Here is a 14,693-nt window from a genome sequence, read left to right on the forward strand (position 1 = left end):
TGGCTACAGAATTTCTTGACGACCATAGAGCATTGGAACCACCTGATCCCATCCCGAACTCAGTAGTGAAACGATGCATCGCCGATGGTAGTGTGGGGTTTCCCCATGTGAGAGTAGGTCATCGTCAAGATTCATTTCGCAAAACCCCTATCTGCACATGCAGGTAGGGGTTTTGTCTTTAAGTAGGAACTACAGAGATTCGCAGGCACGTCCGAGTGACGGGCCAGCACACAGAATTTCTTGACGACCATAGAGCATTGGAACCACCTGATCCCATCCCGAACTCAGCAGTGAAACGATGCATCGCCGATGGTAGTGTGGGGTTTCCCCATGTGAGAGTAGGTCATCGTCAAGATTCAAACCCAAAGCCCCTGTCTGCAATGCAGACAGGGGCTTTGTCTTTTCCGGGCCTTCACTTTCAGCCTGATCGCGACACAAGGTCGCTCCTACACGTACCGCGTATCAGCAGCCACTTTCATTTCAGAACTGATAGCTGACCGTGGCGCTGACATTGCGCTCTTCACCCATGTAGCAATAGTTCAGGCTGGCACATGAGGTGATATAGCTTTCATTGGTAAGGTTGTTGGCGTTAAGGCGCACATCCACACCCTTGAGCCCAACCTTGCCCAGGTCATAGCCGAGCGAAGCGTCAAACAACGTGTAGGAAGGCACCTTCATGCTGTTCTCCGCATCTACCCAGCTGTAGCCCACATACCGCACCCCACCGCCCAGCCGCAGGCCATCCAGCGGCCCTTGGCGGAAGTTGTAGTCAGCCCACAGCGAGAACATCTGTTTTGGTGCCTGGGTTGGCGAATTGCCCTTGTTGTCCAGGCTGCCCGACGTCAGGCTCGGCATCGACCTGGAATACTCGATATCGGTAAAGGTGTAGCCGCCCAGCAGTTTGAGGCTGTCGGTCAGCTGCACATGTGCCTCCAGCTCCAGCCCTTGCGAGCGTACTTCACCTACCGGGCGATAGAAGTTTTCGTCAGGCTGCTTCGAGGCCAGGTTTTCCTGCTCGATGCGGAACACCGATGCGGTAAACAGGTTGTCGCTTCCCGGAGGCTGATACTTGATACCCGCTTCCCATTGAGTGCCCTCAGTCGGTGCCAGCGGGCGGCCTTCCTGGTCGGACACGGTGTTGGGATTGAACGACTCCGAGTAGCTGACATAGGGCGCAATGCCGTTCTCGAACAGGTAGAGCACCCCGGCCCGGGTGGTGAACTTGGAGCGCTGATCGCTGACCTTGGTGTCGCTGTCGCGATTCTCCTCCGACACCTTCACCCAGTCCTGGCGAAGCCCCAGGGAGAAGCGCCACTGGTCCAGCTCCACCAGGTCCTGCAGGTACATACCTGTTTGCTGCAAGCGCCGCTGGTAGCGGTTTTCGCCCAATACCTGAAGGTTGCCATTGCCGTACTGCGGGTTGCCGGCGTCCAGCGGGTCGACCGAGCCATAACGCCATGCGACATCGGCCTTGCGCCGCTGGTAGTCGGCGCCCAGCAGCAGGGTGTGTTTGGCAGCGCCGGTAAAGAATTCCGCCTGCAGCATATTGTCGATGATGTACGAATGCAGGCGCTCGTCGCCGCCGGTGTAGGCGCGGTTGAGGACGTTGCTGTCGGCATCTGCCCAGCCGGCTGAGTACACCTGGTCCATGGACACGTCAGAATCCTGGTAACGGAAGTTTTGCCGCGCCGTGAACACATCGTTGAAGCGGTGCTCGAACTGGTAGCTGAACGACTGCTGGGTACGTTCGTAGTTGTCGATGCCCGGCTCGCCCTCGAAGAAGTGGTCTGACAAGCGCAAGCCATTGCGCTTGTGCAGCATGCCTTCTGCAGGGTTGCCACCGTGGTACCCACCGTTAGGGTCGTGCTGCAGGTAGGCCTGAAGCGTAAGCGAGGTATCTTCGGTGAAATCGACGCTGATGGCCGGGGCGATGGTGTAGCGTTCTTCCTTGTTGTGGTCGAACTGGGTGTCGGACGCATCCGCCAGGCCGGTCAGGCGATAAGCGATACGCTTATCGTCATCCACAGGGCCGCTGAAGTCGAAACCCATACCACGCTGGCCTTGGGTGCCAACCGTGGCCTGAATCTGATGGAAGGGGGTAAACAGCGGCTTCTTGGTGGTCAGGGCGACCAGGCCCCCCGGCGAGCTTCGCCCATACAGCACCGAAGAGGGCCCCTTGAGAATGTCGATGCGCTCAAGGAAGTACGGGTCTACCTGCATGGTGCTGTAGGTGCCGTTGTCACCCATCGACTTGAGCCCATCGACGTAGATGTTATCCACAGAACCGTCGTTGAAGCCGCGCATGGCCACATAGTCGTAGCGATGTGTGGCACCGTAAGGGTTGGTCAGTACCCCAGGCGTGTAGCGCATGGCCTGGGCAACGGTCTGTGAGCCCTGATCATCCATCTGCTGGCGAGTAACCACCGAGACGGATTGGGAGGTTTCCACCAACGGCGTGCTGGTCTTGGTCGCCACCTGGCTGTGGGTGGCGTTGTAACCCTCCATGCTGCCCAGCGCATTGCCGAGGGTGAACCCACGGATATCAGTGTCTGGCAATGACAGGGCGGCTTCCTGGGGCTGTGTCTGCAACACATAGCTACGTCCATCCTGACTGACCGCTTCCAGGCCGCTGCCATTGAGCAGTTGGCGCAGCGCCTGGTCGGTAGCGTACTGCCCCTGCAGGCCGTTCGATTGCAGGCCATCGGTGAGCTGAGGCGTACTTGACAGGGTAATGCCGGCCTGGCGAGCGAACTGATTGAGTACGTCGGCCAGTTGGCCGGCCGGAATTGCATAGCGATGACTCACTTGCGCTGTTTCAGCCGCTGCGCACATTTGCGGAACAGCGGCCAGGCTCAAGGCAGTACCAAACAGCGCAGCCCGGATGGCATGGCGCAAGCATGCTGATTGCAGGACAGGTCGATAATCATTCAAGTTGAGAGTGTGGGTTAACACCGGGTTGATAGGCATGAAGGGTCCGTTGAAGTGATGAGGGCAGAAGGTGTTGCTTACTGTCCTAGCCGGACCGGGATTGAAAACCCGCCAGAAATCGTCAAGGTCTTATCAAGCCATGCTTTCTACACGTACCCACCAGCGCGTACGTTGGCGAAGCCTTACGGGCAGCGTTTGCGGCAGCAACTGAAGCAGCTGCTCCGGGTCTGCGAGACGGAACACCCCGGACAGGCGCAAATCGGCAATTTCGGCGCTGCAGCCCAGGTAACCGTGGCGATAACGACTGACCTGCGCGAGGAAGTCGGACAGGCGTATGTCCTGGGTAACGATCAGCCCTTCAGTCCAGGCCATCGCGTCCATGTCCAGGTGCGTCAGCTGGTGCGCGCCTTGAGCATCCAGGCGCCAGTGCTGGCCGCCTTCAATCCACAGAAGGTGGCCATTGCCAGGCCGGTGGATCGCCACTTTGCCGTGGTTGACACTGACGCGTGTGCAATCGTTGTCCTGATAGGCCACAAAGCGCCCTGCGAACCCTTCCAGCAGTGCATCGCGGGTTTGTACCAGCACTGGATGCCCAGAGTTGCAGGTCATCATCAGCTCCCCCTGCTTCAGGCGAACCAGACGCTGCTGGTCATTGAAGGCCAGGTCCACGACAGTGCGGGTATTGAGTTGCATCAGTGAGCCATCGGGCAGGGTGAAGACGCGTTGCTCACCGGTGCCGGTGGCATAGTCCGACGCCCACGCACTGATAGCATCGAGGTCTTTGGCCAGCCATGTCGCCGATCCCACCATGACAACGCCGCCAAGCAGCTTCAGCGCTTGCCGGCGGTGCAGGCGTTGCTGGCTGGCTTCCAGGGTTTGCAATGCCAACCCGGCACCGGGGACGGAGCGCAGGTCAAGGTCCTGATGCAGGTGCATCACCCGTTGCCAGGCCTGCTCATGTTCGTGGTGGGCACTGCGCCATTGCGCGCACTGTTGTTGCAGCGTCGGCTCATGCCCGCTCTCGCGCAACCGCAGCAGCCACTGGATGGCCTGTTTGACCGCTTTTGCATCAGGGCGTGCGGCAGTCATTGATTCAACACTCATCTTCATAGCGCAGCACATAGCAATGGAAGAGCGCATCGGCGATGTAACGCTCCACGGTACGCACCGAGATCCCCATCTGCTCGGCAATGGCCTGGTGCTTCAGCCCCTCGCATTGGGCCAGCAGGAAGGCGCGACGTACCTTGGGTTTGAGGCCGTCGAGCATGCGCGCAATACGCTCAAGCAATTCCAGCAGCAGCTCGCGGGTTTCGGCCGAGGGATACTGTGCTTCCGGCACACGGGCCAGTGCCTCCAGGTAGGCCCTGTGCAGTTCCTCGCGGCGCCAGTGATCGATGACCAGCCCACGCGCTACCGTGCGCAGGAACGCCCGAGGGGTATTCAGCTGCAGGTGTTCGCGGCGTTGCAGCAAGCGGACGAAGGTGTCGTGGGCCAGGTCTGCGGCATCGGCGGCATTGCCCAGCTTGCTGCGCAGCCAGGCGTGTAACCAGCCGTGGTGGTCACTGTAGAGCGTTTGCACGGAGTCGTTGCTGGGCATAGTGGAGGGCGCTGGCATCAATGGACATGAATGATAATTAGTCTCATTGTTGGCGTGGCAGGGTCAATTTGCAACCCATCTGCTCGCGCCGCACGTAAAGCCAGTTACGCGCTAACGCGCCCGTTGCGCATCCAGATAATTGCGGATTACCAGCGCTCCGCTATTGAGGTGCCGGGCCAGCACGGCTACCGCCTCATCCACCAGCTTGTCGCTTGCCGCGTCTACCAGTGCGTTGTGATCGTCCTGGGTCAGCTTGCCCAGGCCCATGGATGAAAGATGAAAACGCAGGAAGCGCTCTTCTTCGTTCAGTTCGTTCTCAATCAGGCGCAGCAGCTTCCTGTTAGACGCCTTGCTGTACAGCGCCATGTGGAACAGGCGGTTCAGGCGGCCGATTTCGGCGTGGCGTGTTTCGTTCTCCAGTTGCTGAATATAGCCACGGGCGCTGGCGATATCGCTGGCATCAAGCAGCGGGATCGACTGGCGCAGCGCTTCGCTCTCAAGCAGTACGCGCAGGGCATAGGTGTCCACCGCATCCTCGCCGATCAGCGGCGCAACCACCGCACCCTTGTGCATCTCCACTTTCAGCAGCGATTGCGCTTCAAGCTGGCGCAGGGCTTCGCGCACGGGCATGCGACTGACGCCAAACAAGGTGGCGAGCTCTTGTTGTCGCACGGCGGTGCCAGGGGGCAGGCGGCCATCGAGGATGGCGCTACGCAGGCGTTCTTCGATCACGGCACGGGCCTGGTGCGGCGACAGCTGCTCGCTGACCAGCACATTGCTCAATTTGATTTTCTCGGCCACGCGACGTCTGCCTCAACGATGACTAAAGTTGGATCCAATGACACTAGTTACAGCTTGTGGGAGTTGTCAAACCAAGGCCCGCATTGGCACGGGCGCCCCAAAAGCGCGGCTATGGTGGATGAAGTCGCCCGCCAAAGGAAGCGGCCTATAGAAGGTTATAAACAGAAAGTGTAGGCCGGCTGACAGGCGGATGCATGATTGCAGGGTGCCATTGTTTTTTGCAGTGGCAAGCCGCACCATCGCTGCTTTCGACTGGCCTGCACAGGGCTTGGCAGTGGCGATATCCTGGATGTTCAAAACCGTTGTGCGACGTGTCGCCTTTGCCGGGCTGCTGGGCAGTCTGCTGCTGGGCGGCTTGCACGCGGATTGGGATTTCTCCCAGATCAGCCGCAAGTCGCAGGCCTTGTATGGTCCACTGGGTGCCGGGCAGGGTCGTATCGATGCCTGGCAGAACCTGATGACCACGCAAAAGCAGGGTGCTGAGCTTGAGCAACTGCAAGTGGTCAACCGTTTTTTCAACCAGCAATTGCGCTATGTCGAAGACATTGACCTGTGGCATGAGGTCGACTACTGGGCCACACCGGTGCAGGCACTGATCAAAGGTGCCGGGGACTGCGAGGACTACGCCATCGCCAAGTATTTCAGCCTGCGGCGCATGGGCATCCCCAGCGAAAAACTGCGCATCACCTACGTCAAGGCGTTGCGGCAGAATCGCGCGCACATGGTCCTGACTTATTATTCAAACCCACAGGCCCAGCCTTTGGTGCTCGACAGCCTCATGGATGCCATCAAGCCGGCAAGCCAACGTACCGACCTGCTGCCGGTGTATGCCTTCAATGGCGAGGGGTTGTGGTTGACGGGCGCCGCAGGCAACAAGAAGGTCGGCGACACCAAGCGGCTGTCACGCTGGCAGGATTTGCTGAAGAAAATGCAGGCCGAAGGGTTCCCGGCCGAGCCGGTTTACTGAAGGAGCACAGATGTCACTGTTCAAACAATTGCTGTTGGCCATTTGCCTGTTCCTGGTAGTCGCCTTCAGTGGCAGTTTCATGGTCAGCCTGGAAAGTTCGCGCAGCCAGTACGTCAACCAGTTGCGTTCGCACGCCCAAGATGCAGCGACCGCGCTGGCGCTTTCGCTGACGCCGAATATCGACGACCCGGCGATGGTCGAGCTGATGGTCAGCTCGATCTTCGACAGTGGTTACTATGCAAGCATCAAGGTCGTCGACCTGGGCTCCAACGCCGTGCTGGTGGAGCGCCACGCCGAGCCGGACCCGGGCGGGGTACCGCGCTGGTTCGTGCACCTGATCGGCCTTGAGGCCGCCGGTGGCGACGCCATCGTCAGCCGCGGCTGGCAGCAGGCCGCGCGGGTGGAAGTGATCAGCCACCCGATGTTTGCCATTGCCAAACTCTGGCAAAGCGCCTTGGGCAGCCTGGGCTGGTTGCTGCTGTGCGGTGCAGCCAGTGCCGTGCTCGGCGCCTTGCTGCTGCGCCGCCAGTTGCGCCCGCTGGACTATATGGTTGAGCAATCCCATGCCATTGCGCGCCGCGAATTCCTGAGCCTGCCCGAGTTGCCCCGCACGCCGGAGCTACGCCGTGTGGTGCAGGCGATGAACCAGATGGTCGAGAAGCTCAAGGCGCTTTTTACCGAGCAGGCCGAGCGCAGCGAGCGGCTGCGTGCGGAGTCCTACCAGGACAGCCTGACCGGGCTCTCGAACCGCCGCTATTTCGAAATGCAGCTGAACACCCGGGTAAGCAACCTGGAGGACGCGCGCGCCGGCTACCTGCTGTTACTGCGTGTCCAAGGGTTGGCGGGGCTGAACGCACGCCTTGGCGGCCAGCGTACCGACCAGTTGCTGCAGGCCGTGGGTGAGCAGTTGCGCCGTACCTGTGCCAGCTTCCCGGAAACCAACGACCTGATTTCCCGCAGCCGCGGTGGCGAGTTTGCTGTGCTGGCGCCGGGCATGGTGCATGAGGAGGCAGTACACCTTGCCCAGGCACTGGAAGCGACGCTGCAAAGCCTGCATGAGACCGGTGCCAGTGATATCGACCCGGTGGCCTGTATCGGCCTCGCGCCGTTCAGCCCCGGTGATTCTCCACAGGCTTTGCTGAAGCTCGCCGATGAGGCCCTGGCCCGTGCCGAAAACCAGCCAACGCCGGGGTGGGTGTGTCTTGAACAAGGTGTGGCCGCCGTTGCTGCCGATAGCCAGCACGCCTGGCACGAGCGGCTCGATCAGGCGTTCAAAAATGGGCATTTCGAGCTGTTCTTCCAGCCGGTGGTGGATTGCACTTCGGTGCAACGGGTACTGCACCACAAGGTGATTTCCCGCTTGCAGGATGGCCAGGGCGATGCACTGCCGGCGGGTCGCTTCCTGCCCTGGCTGGAGCGCTTCGGCTGGATGCCGCGGCTGGACGTGCTGGTGCTGGAGAAAGTATTGGCGCACCTGCGTGGGCATGACCAGGTGCTGGCGCTAAACCTGTCCGCCGCTACATTGGCCGACCCCAAGGCCCTGCACCGCATCTTTGAACTGCTCGGCCAGAATGCGGCGCTCGGCCCGCGGCTGGTTTTTGAAATTGGCGAGGAGCAGTTGCCTGAGCAGACGGCTCTGGAGCAACTCACCCGGCGCCTGCACGGGCTGGGTTTTGGCTTGGCGCTGCAGCGCTTTGGCGGGCGCTTCAGCATGATCGGCAACCTGGCGCACCTGGGCTTGGCGTACCTGAAAATTGACGGCAGCTACATCCGCAACATCGACCATGAGCAGCACAAGCGGCTGTTCATCGAGGCGATCCAGCGTGCAGCGCACAGCATCGACTTGCCGCTGATTGCCGAGCGTGTCGAGACAGAAGGGGAGCGGCGGGTGCTGCAGGAGATGGGGGTAGGCGGCATTCAGGGGCAGCTGGTAGGTGAACCTGCGCCCTGGCGCTGAGTTCTCGCACTGGCGGTTCCGGCCTTATCGCCGGCAAGCCAGCTCCCACAGGTACTGCACCAACTTCAAAGCCAGTGCGGTACCTGTGGGAGCTGGCTTGCCGGCGATAGGGCTAGAGGAGCCACTGGAAAGCAGTGGCCAAACTCATCAGCGCTCGCGCAGCGCCTCCGAACGCGCCTTCATGATCGGCTTGAGCAAGTAGCTCATGATGGTCTTCTTGCCGGTCATGATATCCACCGTCGCCACCATCCCTGGGATGATCAGCAGCGGCTTCTCGTCAGTCCCCAGGTGGCTGCGGTCGGTGCGCAGCTTGATCAGGTAGTAGGTGGTCTTCTTGTCTTCGTCGGTGATGGTGTCGGCGCCGATCTGTTCCAGCTTGGCCTTGAGCCCACCGTAGATGGTGTAGTCGTAGGCCGTGAACTTGACGGTCGCCTCCTGGCCAGGGTGCAGGAAGGCGATGTCCTTGGGCAGGATCTTCGCTTCGATGACCAGCGTGTCGTCCAGGGGTACCACTTCAATGATATCGCTGCCAGGCTGGATCACCCCACCAATGGTGTTGACCAGCATCTGCTTGACGATACCGCGTACAGGCGAAGTGACCATGGTACGGTGCACCCGATCGTCCAGTGCCTTGCTGGTGGCCGTGGCCTTGTTCAGCTCGGTGCGCGCCTCGTTCAGCTGGGTCAGCGCTTCACTGCGGAATTTGCCTCGGGTTTCCTCGATCTTGCTTTGCACCTCGCGTATGGCCGCCTCGGCACGCGGGATGGCCAGCGCAGTGGAGTCCAGCTGGCCACGGTTCTCCACTTCGGCACGGCGCAGGCGCAGCACTTCGACCTGGGAGATTGCGCCAGTTGCCACCAGCGGTTCTGACATGCCGATTTCCTTGCGCAGCAACTCCAGGCTGTTGGCGTACTGGGCGCGTTTGGAGCTGTATTCACGCAGCTCTTGCTGGCGCTGAACCAGCTGCTGCTGCAGGCCGCCAATTTCGTCCTGCAGTTGCTGGCGCCGGCTCTGGTACAGCGACTCTTCACTGGCCGCCTGGCTTGGTGCGGCTTTGCGCAGTTCTTCGTCGATCTTCAGCGGGCGGTCCTCTACCTCGGCACTCAGGCGTTCGACCCGCAGGGCCATGGATTGGCGGTCGGCCTCGGTCTCACCAACGTTGGAGGCGAAGCGGGTTTCATCCAGGCGCAGCAATGGCTGGCCAATTTCGACAATCTGCCCTTCCTTGGCGAAGATTTCGGCGACGATACCGCCCTCCAGGTTCTGGATCTTCTGCACCTTGGACGACGGAATGGCCTTCCCTTCACCTCGCGTGACCTCGTCGATGGGGGCGACGCTGGCCCACACGATCAAGAACACGAAGAACAGGATCACGCCCCAGATGGTCAGCCGCACAACCCGCGGTGCATCTTCGATCAGGGCCTTGTTGACCTCTGGCAGCGGCTGGCCGCCCAGTGAGTCGGAACCTTTGAAGTAGCGCCGCAGGCCATCCTTGAATTGCCCCATATCCAGCTTATGCAACACTGATCTGCCCCTTCTTCAGCGCATCCATGACCGCGGCTTTCGGGCCGTCGGCGACAATCTGCCCGCGATCGATCACGATCAGCCGGTCCACCAGCGACAGCAGCGAGGCACGGTGCGTGACCAACAGTACCGTCTTGCCTTCCACCACCGCTTGCAGGCGCTGCTTGAGACGCTCCTCGCCGGTGTTGTCCATGGCACTGGTCGGCTCGTCCAGCAACAGGATTTGCGGGTTGAGCAGCAGCGCGCGGCCCAGCGCCACGTTCTGCCGCTGGCCGCCGGACAGGTTCTGCCCGCGTTCACCCACTTGTAGCTCGTAACCGTCCGGGTGCAAACGGGCAAATTCATGCACACCCGCCAGCTCGGCGGCCTGCAGGATCAGTTCGTCCTCGATGTAACGGGCACCGCTGACCAGGTTGTCGCGCAGGGTACCAGCCAACAGCTGGATGTCCTGCGGTACATAGCCGATGTTGTGCCGCAGCTCGCTGACGTCGATCTGGCGAATGTCCACGCCATCGACCAGCAGCGAGCCGCCATCGGCCTCGTACAGGCCGACGATGAGCTTGGCCAGCGAGCTCTTGCCCGAGCCACTGCGGCCGATGATGCCGACTTTTTCGCCGGGGCGGATGGTCAGGTTGATGTTCTTCAGCGCCAGGTTCTGCTGGTTCGGGTAGGTGAAATCAACCCCGCGGAACTCGACACTACCCTGCAGTACCTTGCGGCTCAGCGGGCGCTCCTCGAAGTTGCGCTCTTGCGGCAGTTCCATCATGTGGTCTGTGGCCACCATGGTGACCTTGGCTTGCTGGTAGCGGGCAAGCAAGCCGTTGAGCGAGGCCAGTGGCCCGAGCGCCCGACCGCTAAGCATGTAGCACGCCACCAGACCGCCCATGCTCAAGTTGCCGTCGATGATCAGGTACACGCCAACGCAGATCATCGCCACGCCAGCCAGCTGCTGGATGAGCATGGTGATGTTCATCGCCAGGCTCGACAGCACCTTCACGCGCAGCTCCAGGCGGCTGAGGGTGCCCAGGGTCTGCTCCCACATGTACTGGCGTTCACTTTCGGCGTTGTTGACCTTTACCGCATCCAGGCCGGCCAGGGTTTCGATCAGGCTGGACTGGCGCTCGGAGGCCAGGGCCATGGTCCGCTCCATGGTCGCCATCAGCGGCCGTTGCAAGGCATAGCCGATGCCCAGGGCCAGCGGGAAGGCAATGATCGGGATCCACACCAGGTGCCCGCCAATGATGGCGATGACGATCAGGATAAGAATGGTGAACGGCAGGTCGATCAGGCTGGTCAGGGTCAATGAGGCGAGGAAGTCGCGCAGGCCCTGGAACTCGTGAATATTCTGGGCAAAGCTGCCGACCCTGGCCGGGCGGTACTTCATCGACATGCCGACGATGCGCTCGAACAGCGTCGCCGAGATGATCAGGTCGGTCTTCTTGCCGGCCAGGTCCAGACAAAGGCCTCGCAGCCCCTTGAGGATCAGGTCGAAGATGTAGGCGCCGGCGATACCGATGGCCAGCACCCAGAGCGTTGACGTTGCCTGGTTGGGCACCACACGGTCATACACGTTCATCACAAACAGCGGCGCAGCCAGGGCGATCAGGTTGATCACCAGGCTGGCGGCGATGGCGTCGATATACAGCCACTTGCTGCGCAGCAGGGTATCGCGGAACCACGACTTTGCCCGCGGGATGAGGTTGCCGTGGTTGACGTCGAACTTGTGCTGCGGCTGGGCGAAGAACACGCGGCCGCTATAGTCGCTTTGCAGGGCTTCGCGGCTGACATGCACCTCGCCGCCGTCGCTCTCACTGAGCAACAGGCGCGCGGTATCTTCGTTCTCCCAGCCCAGCAGGACGGCACTGCGGCCTTCCTTCAGCAGCAGCATCGCCGGCATGGCGATGCTCGGGATCTGCTCCAGCTTGCGCTGCAGCAGACGCCCTTGCAGGCCGGCCCGGGCGGCGGCGCGGGGCAGCAGCTCGGGGCTCAGGCGCTGTGCGGGCAGCGGCAGGCCGGTGGTCAGCATGACCCGGCTGGCGGGTTTCTGGTGCAGGACACACAGGCTCAGCAGGCTATCCAGCAAGGGATCGTCATGCTGACTGCGTGGATCATGGCTGAGTTGGACTCGACTGACTTCAGATTCCACGCGGCGCTCTCTTCATCCTTGTGGTGGGTGGGGTGGGTGTGCCGCCGTTAAGGTCTGGCCGGCTCGCCCTGGCTTTCAATGGTGCTGCCAAGCGGTGTAGGTAGGGGCTACGACGCCCTTATGGCTGAGCAGACGGCCAATGGTCGCCTCGAATCGATACTGAGTAAACAATTGTACGTCGTTCATTGCTACCAGACTGCTCCCGGGCAGTGGGTGTTTCATTTTTGATCCGGTGTGGGTACAGCCTGAAGCACTTTCAGCAGCATAGCCTGCCCGCCAGACAGTGAGTGGGCCGCCTATGATCGATCTTTGTCTTCGTCATTTAATGGGCGCTGATTTGTTGACGGTTTTAAAAGTGCTGATCGTTAAAATTCATCGTACAAAGTCTGCTTGCACGCTTGGCGCTGGTTCAGAAATCGTCAAGGGTTTGCCATCATCGCGGTGTCAGTATCTGCGCAATCGTTCTCTATCTGTCTGATCTGCGATGAAGCGTTGTCGCAGGCCGGGCGCTGTAAAAGGCTGGCGTTGGCTCGAACCCTATACAGCCCCGATGTTGCCTCGTTTTGACGCCCCGGCCTGTCCGGTTTCAGGCAAGGTTTGTGCTTGTAAGGAGTTCGCAGCCTGGGGCGCGAAAGTAATCTGAAAATTGACGCGTGCACGTTTGACGGTTGCCGATGGGCGGCTGTTCTGCAGCATTAAATGCCGATGTCCCGGCGTTAAAAACGTCGCTGGAACTAGCGTTAAGCAAGCTTTCGATGATGTACGACATTTGTCCTCAATGAACGGTTGGCTAAGGTACAAATATCAATGTGACATTACATTGCCGATTGTTTAGGATGGCCTCTATAAGGTCAATAGTTTGGCATTTAAGTAATTCCAAATAGTTATAGACGAAAAATTGACGCAATAAAGCGTCAAGAGATCATCGACATAGTTCCGCCTGCAGTGGCTTGCGAGTGCCGCTCTGGCATGGAAGTACCCATAGGGTCACACGGAGAGTCCAATGAGCAGCGTTGTAGCCATCGTCAAAAGCATTGTCGGCCAGGTTATTGCGGTATCCCCAGAGGGCATTCGTCGTGTGCTCATCGAAGGGGACCGCCTGCTGGCAGGTGAGGAAGTGCTCACTGGCCCGGGTGGCGCAGTTACTTTGGAGCTAGCCGATGGCCGTCTGCTTGACCTGGGCCGCGACAGCCAGTGGAGCGCCGATGCGCCTGACAGCAGCACCGACCTGAGCCAGGCGACCGCGCAGGCCGCGCCGTCGGTAGAAGAGCTGCAACAGGCGATCGCGGCCGGTGTCGACCCGACTACCGAGCTTGAAGCCACCGCAGCTGGCCCGTCCGCAGCGGGCGGCGGCGGCGCGCTTGGCGGTGGTCACAGCTTCGTGATGCTCGAAGAAACCGCGGGTCGGGTCGATGCTACCGTTGGCTTCCCGACGGAAGGGCTGGGCTTTGCTACCGGGCTCGACAGCGAAGAGGTTGGCTTGCTGGATACCACCAGCAATAACCAAGTGACTACGCCGACGATCGACACCAACGTTGCTACCGACCTGATTCTTGGCGCCACTCCTTCCATCAGCGAAGCGGGTGGCGTAATCGTCTATACCGCCACGGTTGGCCAGGCGCCGACCACCAACCTGGTCGTCACCCTGTCCAATGGTGCCGTAATCGTCATCCCGGCCGGGCAGACCAGCGGCAGCGTCAATGTCGTGGTCCCGGCAAATGACACGCCTTATATCGACGGTGGCCAGATCTCGGCAACTGTAACGGGTACCACCGGCGGCAACGGCCTGACGGTGACAGTGCCGCAAACGCCGGCAGTCACCCAGGTTACCGATACCATCGACACCACCACCGCGACGCTGACGGCGAACCCGTCGGTGACCGAAGGTGGCGTAATCACCTACACCGTGACCCTGAGCAACCCTGCCCAGACGCCGGTGACCGTGACGCTGTCCAACGGGCAGGTAATCACCATCGAAGCTGGCAAGACCCAAGGCAGCGTCGACTTCCAGACCCCGGCGAACGACGTCTACAACAACGGTTCGACCGTCAGTACCACGATCACCGGCGCTACCGGTGGCAATTTCGAGCAACTGACGCCGAACCCTGCACCGACTGAAACGGTAATCAGTGACTCGGTCGATAACACGACCGCCACTCTGACCGCTTCGCCAAGCGTCACTGAAGGTGGCGTGATCACCTACACCGTGACCCTGAGCAATCCTGCCCAGACTCCGGTAACTGTGACCCTGTCCAACGGCCAGACCATTACCGTTGAAGCCGGCAAAACCCAGGGCAGTGTCGACTTCCAGACCCCGGCGAACGACGTCTACAACAACGGCTCGACCGTCAGCGTCACCATCGAAAACGCCACTGGCGGTAACTTCGAGCAGCTGACCCCGAATCCGACCCCGGCTCAGACCACGATCAACGATTCGGTAGACACCACCACTGCGACTTTGACTGCTTCGCCAAGCGTTACTGAAGGTGGCGTGATCACCTACACCGTGACCCTGAGCAACCCTGCCCAAACTCCGGTAACCGTGACCCTGTCCAACGGCCAGACCATCACCGTTGAGGCCGGCAAAACCCAAGGCAGCGTTGATTTCCAGACCCCGGCGAACGACGTCTATAACAACGGTTCGACTGTCAGTGTCACCATCGAAAACGCCACTGGCGGTAACTTCGAGCAGCTGACCCCGAGTCCGACCCCGGCTCAGACCACGATCAACGATTCGGTAGACACCACCACCGCAACTCTGACGGCGAACCCG

At 60.6% G+C, this 14,693-nt stretch carries 9 protein-coding genes and 2 rRNA genes; 5 read left to right on the forward strand and 6 right to left on the reverse strand.

The features are described 5' to 3' along the window. Positions 1-14 precede the first annotated feature (14 nt). Both rrf (WF331_RS28500) and rrf (WF331_RS28505) read left to right on the forward strand, forming a co-directional pair. Positions 15-130: ribosomal RNA gene (gene rrf / locus WF331_RS28500) — 5S ribosomal RNA — on the forward strand. Between the two features lie 109 nt (positions 131-239). Next, positions 240-355: ribosomal RNA gene (rrf, locus tag WF331_RS28505) — 5S ribosomal RNA — on the forward strand. Positions 356-480: 125 nt separating this feature from the next. On the opposite strand, the gene WF331_RS28510 is transcribed toward rrf (WF331_RS28505), so the two are convergent. The 4 genes from WF331_RS28510 to WF331_RS28525 all read right to left on the reverse strand — a co-directional run bounded on the left by WF331_RS28510 (position 481) and on the right by WF331_RS28525 (position 5,326). After that, positions 481-2,895 (reverse strand): TonB-dependent siderophore receptor, encoded by a 2,415-nt coding sequence (locus tag WF331_RS28510; RefSeq protein WP_340623535.1) that lies wholly within the window; start codon positions 2,893-2,895, stop codon positions 481-483. A 165-nt stretch (positions 2,896-3,060) separates the two neighbouring features. After that, a complete protein-coding gene (locus tag WF331_RS28515; RefSeq protein ID WP_340623536.1) occupies positions 3,061-4,017 on the reverse strand; it encodes a FecR domain-containing protein in 957 nt (318 codons plus the stop codon). Positions 4,018-4,021: 4 nt separating this feature from the next. Further along, the gene (locus WF331_RS28520; RefSeq protein WP_016497455.1) at positions 4,022-4,525 is read right to left on the reverse strand and encodes a sigma-70 family RNA polymerase sigma factor; all 504 of its coding nucleotides are present in this window, start codon (positions 4,523-4,525) and stop codon (positions 4,022-4,024) included. A 111-nt stretch (positions 4,526-4,636) separates the two neighbouring features. After that, entirely contained in the window at positions 4,637-5,326 is a 690-nt protein-coding gene (locus WF331_RS28525; RefSeq protein ID WP_016497456.1) for a GntR family transcriptional regulator, read from the reverse strand. A 205-nt stretch (positions 5,327-5,531) separates the two neighbouring features. On the opposite strand from WF331_RS28525, the gene lapG reads away from it, so the two are divergent. Further along, positions 5,532-6,293: a cysteine protease LapG gene (gene lapG / locus WF331_RS28530; protein ID WP_340623537.1), complete on the forward strand. Its 762-nt coding sequence runs from the start codon at positions 5,532-5,534 to the stop codon at positions 6,291-6,293. Positions 6,294-6,303: 10 nt separating this feature from the next. After that, positions 6,304-8,250: a cyclic di-GMP receptor LapD gene (gene lapD, locus WF331_RS28535; RefSeq protein WP_016497459.1), complete on the forward strand. Its 1,947-nt coding sequence runs from the start codon at positions 6,304-6,306 to the stop codon at positions 8,248-8,250. Between the two features lie 147 nt (positions 8,251-8,397). Here the strand turns inward: lapD and WF331_RS28540 are convergent, their stop codons facing one another. After that, positions 8,398-9,756, reverse strand: a complete 1,359-nt coding sequence (locus WF331_RS28540; RefSeq protein WP_169725173.1) for an HlyD family type I secretion periplasmic adaptor subunit — start codon at positions 9,754-9,756, stop codon at positions 8,398-8,400. 7 nt (positions 9,757-9,763) lie between these two features. Continuing rightward, positions 9,764-11,920 (reverse strand): type I secretion system permease/ATPase, encoded by a 2,157-nt coding sequence (locus tag WF331_RS28545; protein ID WP_019471019.1) that lies wholly within the window; start codon positions 11,918-11,920, stop codon positions 9,764-9,766. 1,003 nt (positions 11,921-12,923) lie between these two features. Between WF331_RS28545 and WF331_RS28550 the strand changes: the two genes are divergently transcribed. Continuing rightward, positions 12,924-14,693: retention module-containing protein (locus tag WF331_RS28550; protein WP_340623538.1), on the forward strand; the 1,770-nt coding region annotated here is incomplete at its 3' end.

Origin of the sequence: Pseudomonas sp. YNh, assembly GCF_037993085.1 — a bacterium.
Classification (GTDB): domain Bacteria; phylum Pseudomonadota; class Gammaproteobacteria; order Pseudomonadales; family Pseudomonadaceae; genus Aquipseudomonas; species Aquipseudomonas putida.

Bases quoted from the DNA above. Each gene is read 5' to 3' on its own strand.
- lapD (WP_016497459.1), top strand. From the start codon at position 6,304: ATGTCACTGTTCAAACAATTGCTGTTGGCCATTTGCCTGTTCCTGGTA.
- WF331_RS28520 (WP_016497455.1), bottom strand. From the start codon at position 4,525: ATGCCCAGCAACGACTCCGTGCAAACGCTCTACAGTGACCACCACGGC.
- WF331_RS28515 (WP_340623536.1), bottom strand. From the start codon at position 4,017: ATGACTGCCGCACGCCCTGATGCAAAAGCGGTCAAACAGGCCATCCAG.
- WF331_RS28540 (WP_169725173.1), bottom strand. From the start codon at position 9,756: ATGGGGCAATTCAAGGATGGCCTGCGGCGCTACTTCAAAGGTTCCGAC.